Source organism: Streptomyces sp. Y309 (assembly GCF_056712025.1).
The window spans coordinates 8,423,948-8,436,350 of the sequence record NZ_CM160048.1 but is presented as its reverse complement, the minus strand read 5'-3'; the positions used below and the strand labels follow the sequence as shown (position 1 = coordinate 8,436,350).

Sequence of the window (12,403 nt, the reverse complement as noted above, 5' to 3'; positions counted from 1 at the left end):
CGGAGCGTGTGATGGGGCGGAACACCACTGAGGGGGGATCGCGCGAGGGTGCGCCGTCGGCCGAGGCCGCGACCAGTGCCCTGCGGGACGTGGAGGCGGCTCAGGGCCGGGCACGGCTCCAGGCCCGGCTGCTGCCGGCCTGGTACGGACCGGTATCAGGTGCGCTCCTGGCGGTCTACACCATCGTCGCGATGCGGCTACTGGAAACGGACCGGGTCCTCATCCAGCAGTTCGTCGTCTGGCCGGTGGCCATGCTGGCGATCTTCGGGATCAGGCGAGCCGCACGGCGCAGCACTGGCGTGCGGCACTCCGCAGACTCCGGGGCGCAGCGCTGGAAGCGGATCTGCACCGGGGTGGCCCCGATGGTCGTCTCGGCCTGCGTGGTGTGGGGAGGATGCAGGGCGCTCGGCGCGGGGACGCAGACCACCGTCGTCGCCGCGGCCCTCGCCGGGGGGCTCGGCGCCTGGGGCGGCCTCGCCCGGCGCAACGCCGTGATCCGGCGTCAACTGCGGGAACCGGCATGACCGGCGATCCGCCCCCGCCGTCGCGGCCCGCCCTCGACCCGGTGCTGCACAACCCCACTCGGCTGACCGTCGCGGCGTTCCTCTCCGCGTGCGCGGAAGCCGAGTTCGCCATGGTCCGCGACCACTGCCAGGTCTCCGACTCGGTCCTGAGCAAGTCCGCGTCGGCGCTGGAAGCCGCCGGATACGTCGACATCCGCAAGGGCCATGTCGGCAAACGCCCGCGCACCTGGATCGCGCTCACCCCCGCCGGACAGGACGCGCTGGCGCGGCACGTCACCGCACTGCAGGAGATCGTCGCCGCGGCCCAGAACGCCGCCGGCACGCGAGCCCAACCGGCCGGGCCGCCACCGCCTCTGCCCTGACTTCGCGGAACGCGGTCTCAGGCGGTGCTACTCGCCCGTGGAGTCGCGCCCGCGCCGTTTGTTCCACGGGACGTGCGTGGCAAGCATGTCACCCACCGAGCCGACCACATTGAACGCCAGCCAGCCCACACCTTTCAGCACACGCACGACCGCAGCACCCGCAGTCTCGTCCATGCTCTGCTCCCCTCACGTCCAATGGCCAACTTCGATCATGGAGACGTGTTCTGTCGCCACTCGGTTGCCCGGGGGACAGTTGCCGCCCGACTGTTCGGATTCCGCGGGGAGTTCCCAGAAGCGGCGGGTGTCCATCGCCATACGGGACAACCTTCAGGGTCTGACGATCGCCATCTCTGCAGCTCAGCTCAACCCCTCAGCCCTTGCTCGACCCCAGCGTCAGTCCGGCGATGAAGTGCCGCTGCAGCAGCAGGAAGACGAGGATCGTCGGCAGGGCCACCAGGACGGAGCCCGCGGCCAGCAGGTTGTAGTCCGTGAAGAACTGGCCGCGCAGGTTGTTGAGCGACGAGGTGATCGGGAGTTTGTCGGGGTTGGAGATGAAGATCAGGGCCCAGAGGAAGTCGTTGTAGATCCAGGTGAATTCGAGCGTGGCGAGCGCCGCGATGGCCGGGCGGCACAAGGGCAGCGTGATGCGCCAGAACTGCGTCCAGACTCCGGCGCCGTCGACGATCGCGGCCTCCAGGATCTCCTTCGGCAGCGTGCGCATGAAATTCGACAGGACGAACACGCAGAAGCCCACCTGGAAACCGATGTTGACGAGAATGACGGCCCAGTACGAGTCGTACAGCGTCATCGAGTCGGACATCCACCAGGGCAGTTCGATCTTCAGGAAGAGCACGTAGAGGGGCGTGACCAGGACCTGCGGCGGGAGCAGATTCCCCGCGGTGAAGAACATCAGAAGCGCCAGGCTGCCGCGGACGTTGATGCGGGCGACGGCGAATGCGACGAAGGCGGCCAGGAACAGCGTGACGATCACCGCGGGGACGGCGACGATCAGCGTATTCATGAAGTACTTGCCCATACCGGATTCGGTGTAGGCCTCGCGGTAATAGTCGAACGACAGCTTCTTCGGGAACGAGAAATAGCCGTGCTGCGCCGTCTCCTCGTACGGGCGCAGGCTGGCGTAGACGGCGAGCAGCAGCGGCGCGAGGAAGGCCAGGGACACCGCGGCCAGGAAGATGTGGACGCCGTAGCGGCCGCGGCGCGGACGCCGCGGTGGGCCGGATTCCCGCGCGGGCGGGGCGGATTCACCGGGGCGGGCCGTGACCCGGATGTCTGCGGTCATTTCTCGCGCGCTCCTCTCAGCTCCTGGACGAGGAACGTCACGATGAATCCCAGCGAGACACTGAGCAGGACGACGGCGATGGCGGAGCCGAATCCGATGCGGCTCGCCTCGCCGATGATGTTGTCGGTGATGAGTACGGAGAGCAGTTCGAGGCCATTGCGGCCCTTGTTCACCGCGTACACGATGTCGAAGGCGCGCAGTGCCTCGATCACGGTGATGACGCCGACGATGACATTCACCGGGCGCAGCGTCGGGAGGATGACGCGGAAGAACGTCTGGCGTTCGTTCGCGCCGTCGATGGCCGCCGCCTCCTTGAGGGCCGGGTCGACGGATTTCAGTCCGGCCAGGTAGAGGATCATGACGTAGCCGGTGTGCCGCCAGCTCGCGGCCAGCATCATCATCCACAGGTTGATGTCGGAGTCGCCGAGCCAGTCCACGGGGTCGTCGCGGTCGTTCAGGATCGTGTTGACGACGCCCTGGTCGGTGCCGAGCAGCAGCTGCGCCATGAAGCCGACGACGGCGAGGGACAGCACGACCGGCATGTACAGCACGGACTGGTAGAAGCGGCTGAACCGGACGCCGCGGTCGATGAGGACGGCGAGGAAGAGCCCGAAGGGCGTCGCGACCAGGCCGAGGAAGGCGATCCAGAGCAGATTGTGGCGGACGGCCGGCCAGAACGCGGGATAGTCCTGGACCAGGTTCTCGTAGTTGTCGCCGCCCACCCACTTGATGTCGCCGATGCCGTCCCAGGACGTGAAGGACAGGCCGACGGAGGCCAGGGCCGGGCCCCAGACGATGACGATGTCCAGCAGAACGGGGATGCCAAGAAGCACGCCGAGTACGGCGATGTCGCGGCGTGTGAAGCGCCGCGTCGCCCGTCGTCCGGCGCGCCGCGCGGTTTTCTGCGGCACGGAGTGCGTTCCTCCCGACTCGGTTCTCGGACCTGGCGGCGCCCGGATGAGCGGGCGCTTCGATGTGCGGGCGCCTCAGCTCACGGACGAGGAGAAGATGTCCTTCTTCTGCCGTTCGATCCGGTTGACGAGCCCGTCGACGTCCTTCGGGTTGTCGATGAAGTCCTGCAGCGCCTTGATCATCACGGTCTGCGCGAAGTCGGGGCGGGTGTCGCGGTCGAGGAACTGGGAGATCTGCTTGGCCTTGGAGACCAGTTCGGCGGATTTCTTCTGCAGCGGGCTGTACTTGCTGATGTCGGCGCCGTCGTTGACCGCGATGTTGTTGGGGTCGCCCTTGAGGTAGATGTCCTCGGCCTTCGCGGTGCCGAGCCAGGCGAGCAGATCCTTGGCGCCCTCGACGTTCCGCGACTTCTTGGCGATGAGGAATCCGTCGATGGGGGCCTCCACGGCATCCTGGCCGAACTGCGGGTCGATCTCGGGGAACGCGAAGAAGTCGATGTCGCCGCGCTCGTCCGCCGGGAACTGCTGGCCGGGGTGCGGCATCCCGAAGACGGCCATGCCGGTCTTGCGCTGCTGGAGACCCTGCCCGGCCTCCTCCCAGGTCCGGCCGAGGGCGCCCTTCTGGTAGTACGGCATGAGTTCGCGCCACAGGTCGAAGACTTTCTTGACCTTCTGGTCGGTCCACGCCTCCTCGCCCGCCATCAGGCTCTTGTGGAAGTCGTATCCGTTGAGCCGCAGATTGATGTAGTCGAAGGTGCCCATGGCGGGCCAGCCGTCCTTGTCGCAGAAGGCGACGGGGATGCCGTCCTTGTGCATCTTCTTGGCCAGCGCGATGAACTGGTCCCAGTTCTTGGCCTGTTCATAGCCCTGCTTCTGGAAGAGGCTCTTCCGGTGGAAGACGGCCCACGGGTAGTAGTAGTACGGCACGAAGTACTGCTTGCCGTCGTGCGTCGACTGGTCCTTCAGCGCGCCGGAGAAGCCCTTGAAGTCCTTCCAGACATCACTGATCTCGACCAGCAGGCCCTTCTCGGCGAAATACTGCATGCGGTAACCGGCGAACCACATGAAGACGTTGTCCGGTGAACCCTGGAGATAACGCGTGACGTTCTGCTGGAATTCGTTGTGCTCCGTGGTGTTGACCTTGACGGTTTTGCCGCTCTTCTTCTCGTACGCGTCGAAGGCCGCCGCGAACGCCTTCTTGGGCACGGCGTCCGAGGCGTTGGAGCCCACCGTCACTTCGTTCTTGTTGCCGCCGGGGCCGTCACCGCAGGCGGTGAGCAGCGCCGGGAGGGTGACCGCCCCGGCGCCGACGGTCGCACCGCGCAGGAGGTTCCGCCGGGACATCGGATGTCCGGCGCCGCCGTGCGGGGCCTCCGGACCGTTGAACGATGACTGTGCCATGTCCCCCTCCTCGGGGTGCAACCGAACACAACCGAACGCGAGGATTGGATCTCACTCCCACGAGTCCCCGCCGTCAAGGGTTCTGACGCCAGGTGCCCGAACCGTTACCGCTCCTCTTCCAACAGAGTTCAACACGGCCTACCGTAAGCGCGCACGCATGACACGTACATGGAGACATCCCATCTTCCGCGAGTACGGAGGAACGTAACGATGCGTCACCTTCCCACCCGCACAATCCGCCGAAGAGTGGTCGGGTCGCTCGCCGCGGCGCTGCTCTGCGCCGCCGGTCTCGCGGCGCCCGCCGTCGCCCGCGACACCCAGGGCCCGAGCACCGCCCAGGCACCTGCGGCCGACGGGCCCCGACTGCCCGACGGCCTCGCGCTCACCCCGCCGATGGGCTTCAACAACTGGAACGCCACGCACTGCCGCGCCGACTTCGACGAGTCCATGGTCAAGGGCATCGCCGACATCTTCGTGGAGAAGGGCCTCAAGGACGCGGGGTACGAGTACGTCAACCTCGACGACTGCTGGGCGCTGCCGCAGCGCGACGCGAACGGCAAGCTGGTGCCCGACCCCAAGCGCTTCCCCAACGGCATCAAGGCGGTCGCCGACTACGTCCACTCCAAGGGGCTCAAGCTCGGCATCTACACCAGCGCCGGGACGAAGACCTGCAACACGGCGGGCTTCCCGGGCGCCCTCGGCCACGAGCGCAGCGACGCCCAGCAGTTCGCCGACTGGGGCGTCGACTACCTCAAGTACGACAACTGCAATAACCAGGGCGTGGACGCAAAGAAACGCTACATCGCCATGCGCGACGCGCTCAAGGCGGCGTCGGAGACCACGGGCCGCCCGATCGTCTACAGCATCTGCGAGTGGGGCGAGAACAAGCCCTGGGAGTGGGCCGCCGACGTCGGCCACCTGTGGCGCACCACCGGCGACATCAGCGACAACTGGGGCTCCATGTTGTCCATCATGAAGAAGAACCTGCCGCTCGCCCAGCACGCCGGTCCCGGGCACTGGAACGACCCGGACATGCTGGAGGTCGGCAACGGCGGCATGACCGCCACCGAGTACCGCACGCACTTCTCCATGTGGTCGATCATGGCGGCGCCGCTGCTGATCGGCTCCGACCTGCGCAAGGTGGGCCCCGAGACCTTCGACATCCTCGGCAACAAGGAAGTCATCGCCGTCGACCAGGACCCGCTGGGCAAGCAGGGCCACGTCGTCTCGTCCGAGGGCGGGCGCTGGGTCGTCGCCAAGGAGATGAAGGACGGCAGCCGCGCCGTCGCGCTGTTCAACGAGACCGGCAGCGCGCAGACCATCTCCACCACCACGCGGGCCGTGGGCCTGCCCGCCGCCGACGGCTACACCCTGCGCGACCTGTGGAAGCACGAGAGCTACAACGTCGCGGACACCATCTCCGCGACCGTGCCCGCGCACGGCACCGTCCTTGTGCGCGTGACGGCCGACGACACGTGGCAGGACAAGCCGCCCGCCGTCGACATCGGCGCCAGCGCCGACCCGCTGGTGGAGGCCGGCAAGTCCGAGAAGGTCCTCACCAAGGTCGCCAACCGCGGCAGCACCGACGCCCGCGACGTCCGCGTCACGCTCACCGGCCCCGCCGGCTGGCGGGTGAAGGCGACATCGCCGACCCGCGCGTCCGCGCTCCGCACGGGCGAGATCCTCGGCACGTCATGGCAGGTGACGGCACCGCGGAGCGCCAAGCCCGGCACGTACACCTTCGACCTGAAGGCGAGTCACCGCGCCCCCGGCGGTGGCCGCGTGCGGCTCGAACTGCCCCTGACGGCACAGGTCGTGGTCGCCCCGCCCGCGGGCGATTCCGCGCTCAGCGGCCTGCCGTGGCTGTCCGCCACCAACGGCTGGGGCCCCGTCGAGAAGGACACCAGCAACGGCGAGAGCGACGCGGGTGACGGCAACCCGATCACCATCGGCGGCAAGGTGTACGCCAAGGGGCTCGGCGTGCACGCGGAGAGCAGCGTCGAGTACTACGCCGGCGGCGCCTGCGAGAAGCTCACCGCGCAGGTCGGCGTCGACGACGAGAAGCTCCTCGACGGCACGGTCGCCTTCCAGGTGTGGGCGGACGGCAAACTGGCCGCCTCCACCGGCGTCCTCACCAACGCCGATCCCGCGCGGGCCCTCTCCGCCGACGTGAGCGGCGCCGAGGTGGTCCGGCTCGTCGTCACGGACGGCGGCGACGGGATCGACTCGGATCACGCGGACTGGGCGGAGCCGGTGCTCGGCTGCTGAGACCGCGGACGCGTGAGGCCCGTTCGTGCCCGGGCGCACGCGGGGCCCGGCCTTGCCCTCAGGGCTCGGCCGGGCCCGTACGCGTACTTCGTGCTTCAGGAGGTCACGGGGTGCGGAAACCGCGGAAGGTCACGGACTTGTGGGTCTCGAATCCGAGCCGCTCATAGAGGGCGATGGCACCGGTGTTCGCCTCGGCCACGTGCAGGAACGGCCGCTCGCCCCGGGACAGAATGCGTTCGGCCAGCGCGCACACCAGGCGGGCGGCGTGGCCCTGGCCGCGTGCCTCGGGGGCCGTGCACACGGCGCTGATCTCGGTCCAGCCGGGGGGCCGCAGCCGCTCGCCCGCCATCGCCACCAGGCGGCCTTGCGCACGCATCCCGAGATAGGTGCCGAGTTCACAGGTGCGAGGCCAGAACGGCCCGGGTTCGGCCCGCGTCACGAGGTCGAGCATCTCGGGCACGTCGTCCGGCCCCAACTCCACGATCGCGACGCCGGCCGCAGGATCAGGATCACCGGGCCGATGCCCATCAGGCCACAGCATCTGCCGTCCCTCGAGTTCGAAGACCGGCTGCCAGTCCGGCGGAGGGATCGCCGGACTGCTGAACATGTCGGCGAAACCGCCGCGGCCGAGCAACCGCGCCAGATCGGCCCAGTCCGCCGCCTCCGGCTCGGCCGGTACCGCACAGAACGTCGCGACACCCGACAGGTACGTGGCTGCCCGCCCGACACATCGGGCCAAATGTGCGTGCTGCCCGTGCAGCGACTCGGCCACGGGGTTGTCGAGGACTGCGGCACTGTCCAGGACTGCGGCACTGTCGAGGGCGGCGGCGCTGTCGAGGGCGGCGGCATTGCTGTTCACCTGCCTGATCCTTGCATCCCGGCACTCCTCGGCGGCACCGGGGTCTCCACGGCTCGCCCACGGCGGAGGCGAACACGCCGAACTCCGTTGCTCACGCGTCGAAAACACCCAGCCGGTGCGCGATGGCCGCGGCCTCTCCTCTGCCCGAAGCGCCCAGCTTGGCCAGGATGTTGGAAACGTGCACGCTCGCCGTCTTCGGCGAGATGAACAGCTCCTGTGCGATCTGCCGGTTGCTCCGTCCGGAAGCGACCAGCCGCAGCACGTCCCGCTCCCGGACGGTCAGCCCCAGCGCCGCCGCCGGCGCCGGGGGCGGGTCCGCCTCCCCGTCGACCTGCCGCAGCGGGATCCGAGCGCGGCCGGCCAGCGTGGTGATCTCCGTCTCAAGGGGCGCCGCGCCCAGTTCCCGCGCCACCGCCTTGGCCAGTCGCAGCAGCTCACCGGCCGCTCCGCGGGACCCGGCGCCGCCCTGGACGATCAGGGCCTCCGCGAGTCGCAACCGGGCGGTGGCCAGCAGCGCCGGGGCCTCCAGCTGCTCGGTGGCGGTGACGGCCTCCGTCCAGCGGGCGGTGGCGTCCCGGCCTTCGGCTGTGCGCAGCTCGGCCTCGGTCATCAGGGCCAGCGCGGCCCACAGCGATACGAACGTCGGCTGGCCCGTCATCTGTTCGCGGATCCGCTCCACCGCCGCCTCGCGACCCGGCTCGGACACCGCGAGCCCGCGGGCCCGCGCCTCCGCCGCCGCGGCCTCGTACAGCAGCGGCCAGCCGTAGCGCTGGTGGCCGGGGGCGATGGCCTCGCCGACCGCCGCCCCCAGCAGGGAGCGGACGTCGAGGATCCGGCCGTCGGCGGCCGCCAGCGCGATGGCGACCCGGGCCATGGCCAGCGTGTGCTGCGGCTCCGGGAAGGGGCCGATGGTCCAGCTGTCGGACTCCTCGAGGCAGCGCCGGGCCTCGTCGAACGCGCCCCGGGCCAAGGCCAGTTCGGCCCGCTGCCCGGCGATCTGCCCCCGGGTTCGGACGCTCACCCCGCGGCGGCCGTCGGCCCGCGCGAGCGCTTCGTCGGCGTCGGCCCACCGGCCGAGCTGGGTGAGGGATTCGGCGAGGTTGGCGTCGATGAACGAGGCGGTGTCCGGCAGCCCGTGCCGCTCGGCAAGGCCGCTGCCCTCCTCGGCGACCTCGACGGCCTCGGCGTAGCGGCCGATGCCGTGCAGCGCCGTGGACAGGTTGCCGTAACCGCGCAGCACGACGTTCGCGTTGCCCGGTTCCAGCTCCCGGGCGCACACCTCGCGGGCCTGCTCGAGCCCGGCCTCGACGTCGCCCGAGTCGATGACGAGCCAGGCCAGGGTGTGCTGCGCGGTGATGCCGGTGATCTCGGCGCCCGTCATCCGGCAGAGCTCCACCGCCTGCTTCGCGGTCTCGACCGCCGTCGGCCCCGGCTGGTGCACCGCGTACCAGTACGCCGCATGCGTCAGCACATCGGCGTGCACGACGGACGGCGGCAGGCCCTTCACCAGCTTCTGGGCATGGGCGATCTCGTCCCAGCCGTCGGAGCGGGAGAGGTCGCGCATCAGCTGGTAGCGCTCGGTCCAGAACCAGGCCGCCCGGATGCGGTCTCCGTCTCCCTGGCTCGAGCGAGGCCGAGAGCTCGGGGAAGGGTCGCCTTCCAGCTTGCGCAGCGCCCGCTTGCAGATGGCGAGCGCCCGCTCCCGCTCTCCCGTGAGGCGCGCGGCGACGGTGATCGCGGCGAGCAGGTCCACGAAGTCCCCGGTCATGTCGGGGGAGATGGCCGGACACAGGCCGTCGTCGACGCCTTGCCGCATCGTCCGGCGGCGCAGCTCCTCGGGGGTGTCGTCCCACAGCTCAAGCGCCCGTTCGAGCAGATGGTGCTGCTCGGCGAACGCGTGCCGGCCGCGGGCGGCGGCCGCCGCGGCGATCACGGCGGGCAGCGCCCTGGCGGGGTCGCGGGCGTCGAACCAGTAGCCGGCGAGGCGTCCGGCCCGCTCCTCGGACCGTACGAGCGTCGGGTCGGCCTCCAGTGCCTCGGCATAGCGGCGGCTGAGCCGGGAGCGCTCGCTGGGCAGCAGGTCGCCGGCCACGGCCTCGCGCATCAGGGCGTGCCGGAAGCGGAAGGACTCGCCCTCGGCGCAGGGCTGCAGGACGGCGGCGGCGACAGCGGTACGCAGGGTCTCGATCAGCTCGTCCTCGGTGAGGCCCGTGACGGTGGCAAGGAGCCGGAACTCCACTTCGGAGCCGCCCTCGGCGGCGATCCGCACCACGCGCTGCACCTCGTCCGGCAGCGCCTCGACCCGGACCAGCAGAAGGTCGCGCAGGGAGTCGCTGATGCCGCCCGGGGAGCCTTCGAGGATGCTGCAGGCCAGCTCCTCGACGAAGAACGCGTTGCCCTCGGAGCGTGCGAAGACCCGGTCGAGGACCTGCTCGGGCGGGGCCTCGCCGCGGATGGCGGCGAGCTGGCGGCGGACCTCGGTGCGGTCGAAGCGGGGCAGTTCGAGGCGGGTGACGGTGCGCAGCCGCTCGTACTCGGCGAGGGCGGGGCGCAGCGGGTGGCGGCGGTGCAGGTCGTCGGCGCGGTAGGTGGCGACGATGAGCAGGCGGCTGTCGGTGAGGGCGCGCAGCAGATAGCTGAGCAGCTCGCGGGTGGAGCGGTCGGCCCAATGCAGGTCCTCCAGGGCCAGGACGAGGGTGCGGTCCGCGGCGAGGTGTTCGAGGAGGCGGACGGTGAGCTCGAAGAGCCGGGCACGGCCGTCGGATTCGGGGCGGCCCCGGTCCATCTCGCCGAGCTCGGGCAGCAGCCGGGCGAGCTCGCCCTCCTGGCCGGCGACGGCGGTGTGGAGCTCCGCGCCGAGCCGGCGGCGCAGCGAGCGCAGGGCGGTGGAGACGGGGTGGTACGGCAGGGCGTCGGCGCCGGTTTCGACGCAGCCGCCGAGGGCGACGACGGCCCCGTCCGCGGCGGCCCGGCCGAGGAACTCCTGAATCAGCCGGGTCTTGCCGACGCCGGCCTCGCCGCCCACGAAGAGGGCGCGGGGCTCCCCGGCGTTCGCGCGGGACAGGGCCTCGCCGAGGGCGGTCAGTTCGGCGCTGCGGCCTACGAAGACGGGGCTTATGTGGCTGCTCTGCACGGTGCTGAGCATCGCATGTCGTACGAGGTGAGGGACAACCGTTTCGACGTCGGCGGGGGCCGCCGCGGGCGGGTGCCCGGCCGCGCGACGCCCCTGCTCCGTCACGCGGCGGGGGTGTAGCGCTTGCGGCTGTCGGTGCCGGAGGTGCTGTCGGCGGCGGTACGGGCCGCCTTCGCGGCCTTCTCGGCCTCGCGTACCAGGCGGCGCCGCGCGGCACGGGCAAGGATCTCGGCCTGGCGGGCGGTCTGGAACTCGTGATGCATCACGACGGTCTCCTTGGGCGAGCTGGTCTCTCTCTGTGTTTCCAGCGTCGTCTCCAAGGTGGGGGCGCCACATCGGGAGGCCTGCGGACCTTGCCGCACGCGGGCTGCCTTAGGCCTGAGGCAAGGGGACCTTAGGGAAGGCCGAGTTCTCAGCGATGGACGTTCTCAGCGATTGACCGCAGGCCGCAACCGCCCGACCGTCGCGTCGGGAAAGGCCCGCAGCGCGGCCGCGGCGGCGCCCACGAGGCCCGCGTCGGTGCCCATCAGGGCGGGCGCCACGGTCAGCCTGCTGACGAAGGACAGCGTGGCGTAGTCCCGCAGGGCGCGGCGCAGCGGCGTGAACAGGACGTCGCCGGCCCTCGCCACTCCCCCGCCGATCACCGCGATGTCGATCTCGACGAGCGTCGCCGTGGCGGCGATGCCCGCCGCCAGGGCCTGCGCGGCGCGCTCGAACGACGCGAGCGCGACGGGGTCGCCCGCACGGGCCGCGAGCGCCACGGCCGCCGCGGACGTGTCGCCGTCGGGGCCGGGGAGCCAGCCTGCCTCCAGGGCGCGCCGGGCGATGTTCGGGCCGCTCGCTATCCGCTCGACGCAGCCGCGCGCCCCGCACGGGCACGGGTCGCCGTCGAGGTCCACGCTGATGTGGCCGATGTGGCCCGCGTTGCCGGTGGGGCCGGGGTGCAGCGCGCCGCCGAGGACCAGGCCGCCGCCGACGCCGGTGGACACCACCATGCACAGCGCGTTGTCGTGGCCGCGTGCGGCGCCCTGCCAGTGCTCGGCCGCCGTCATGGCCACGCCGTCGCCCACCAGCTCGACCGGCCTGCCGCCCGCTGCGGCGCGGACCCGCTCGACGAGGGGGTAGCCGCGCCAGCCGGGGACGTTGACCGGGCTGACCGTGCCCGCGGAGGCGTCCACCGGACCGGCGCTGCCGATGCCGACCGCGCGGACCTCGCCCCACGGCTCCCCGGCCGTCAGCTCGCCGATCACCTCTTCGACCGCCCGCATCACGGTGTCGCCGTCCTCGCGCGCGGGCGTCGGCCGCTGCGCGCGCAGCAGGATACGGCCGCGGCCGTCCACCAGGGCTCCGGCGATCTTGGTGCCGCCGATGTCGAGTGCGGCGACGAGGTCCGTGGGCATCAGTGTCAGATCTCCTGGTGAAAGGGCAGGCCGGAGAGTGCGGTGCACAGTCTCTCGTGCATCTGACAACGTTGTCCAGGTTCTATGCTCGACGCCACATGCCTGCGGCCGCGGTGTTCTGTCCGCGTGCCTGGTGGACGTCGGCTCAGTCCCGTACGGAGGGAGTCCCCGTACAGAGAGAGCCCCTCGTACGGAGGGAGTCTCCCGTACAGAGTTGGACGTTGGAAATATGAACTTCCTGGCCC

11 protein-coding genes are annotated in these 12,403 nt (G+C 70.6%); 3 read left to right on the top strand and 8 right to left on the bottom strand.

The genetic code is table 11. From position 1 onward, the window contains the following. The first annotated feature begins 11 nt into the window (after window positions 1-11). Together AC0KTA_RS35460 and AC0KTA_RS35455 are read left to right on the top strand one after the other, a co-directional pair. Complete coding sequence (locus tag AC0KTA_RS35460; protein ID WP_481052283.1) at window positions 12-524, top strand: hypothetical protein; 513 nt, start codon at window positions 12-14, stop codon at window positions 522-524. Further along, window positions 521-886, top strand: coding sequence for a winged helix-turn-helix domain-containing protein (locus AC0KTA_RS35455; protein ID WP_481052282.1), 366 nt, complete (start codon window positions 521-523; stop codon window positions 884-886). Before AC0KTA_RS35460 ends, AC0KTA_RS35455 begins: the two co-directional genes overlap by 4 nt. Before the next feature lie 27 nt (window positions 887-913). Here the strand turns inward: AC0KTA_RS35455 and AC0KTA_RS35450 are convergent, their stop codons facing one another. From AC0KTA_RS35450 to AC0KTA_RS35435, 4 genes are all read right to left on the bottom strand, one after another. After that, complete coding sequence (locus tag AC0KTA_RS35450) at window positions 914-1,060, bottom strand: hypothetical protein (protein ID WP_481052281.1); 147 nt, start codon at window positions 1,058-1,060, stop codon at window positions 914-916. A 196-nt stretch (window positions 1,061-1,256) separates the two neighbouring features. Continuing rightward, complete coding sequence (locus tag AC0KTA_RS35445) at window positions 1,257-2,186, bottom strand: carbohydrate ABC transporter permease (protein WP_481052280.1); 930 nt, start codon at window positions 2,184-2,186, stop codon at window positions 1,257-1,259. Continuing rightward, on the bottom strand, window positions 2,183-3,097 hold the full coding sequence (locus AC0KTA_RS35440; protein WP_481052279.1) for a carbohydrate ABC transporter permease: 915 nt from the start codon (window positions 3,095-3,097) through the stop codon (window positions 2,183-2,185). Before AC0KTA_RS35440 ends, AC0KTA_RS35445 begins: the two co-directional genes overlap by 4 nt. Window positions 3,098-3,172: 75 nt before the next feature. Then, a complete protein-coding gene (locus AC0KTA_RS35435) occupies window positions 3,173-4,441 on the bottom strand; it encodes an ABC transporter substrate-binding protein (protein WP_481056677.1) in 1,269 nt (422 codons plus the stop codon). A 267-nt stretch (window positions 4,442-4,708) separates the two neighbouring features. Between AC0KTA_RS35435 and AC0KTA_RS35430 the strand changes: the two genes are divergently transcribed. After that, the gene (locus tag AC0KTA_RS35430; RefSeq protein WP_481052278.1) at window positions 4,709-6,766 is read left to right on the top strand and encodes an NPCBM/NEW2 domain-containing protein; all 2,058 of its coding nucleotides are present in this window, start codon (window positions 4,709-4,711) and stop codon (window positions 6,764-6,766) included. A gap of 103 nt (window positions 6,767-6,869) precedes the next feature. Here AC0KTA_RS35430 and AC0KTA_RS35425 read toward each other — a convergent pair whose 3' ends face one another. From AC0KTA_RS35425 to AC0KTA_RS35410, 4 genes are all read right to left on the bottom strand, one after another. Further along, window positions 6,870-7,568, bottom strand: a complete 699-nt coding sequence (locus tag AC0KTA_RS35425; protein ID WP_481056676.1) for a GNAT family N-acetyltransferase — start codon at window positions 7,566-7,568, stop codon at window positions 6,870-6,872. Window positions 7,569-7,716: 148 nt separating this feature from the next. Next, window positions 7,717-10,770, bottom strand: a complete 3,054-nt coding sequence (locus tag AC0KTA_RS35420; protein ID WP_481052277.1) for a helix-turn-helix transcriptional regulator — start codon at window positions 10,768-10,770, stop codon at window positions 7,717-7,719. An 89-nt stretch (window positions 10,771-10,859) separates the two neighbouring features. Then, on the bottom strand, window positions 10,860-11,024 hold the full coding sequence (locus tag AC0KTA_RS35415) for a hypothetical protein (protein ID WP_481052276.1): 165 nt from the start codon (window positions 11,022-11,024) through the stop codon (window positions 10,860-10,862). Between the two features lie 162 nt (window positions 11,025-11,186). Further along, complete coding sequence (locus tag AC0KTA_RS35410; protein ID WP_481052275.1) at window positions 11,187-12,158, bottom strand: ROK family protein; 972 nt, start codon at window positions 12,156-12,158, stop codon at window positions 11,187-11,189. Window positions 12,159-12,403 lie beyond the last annotated feature (245 nt).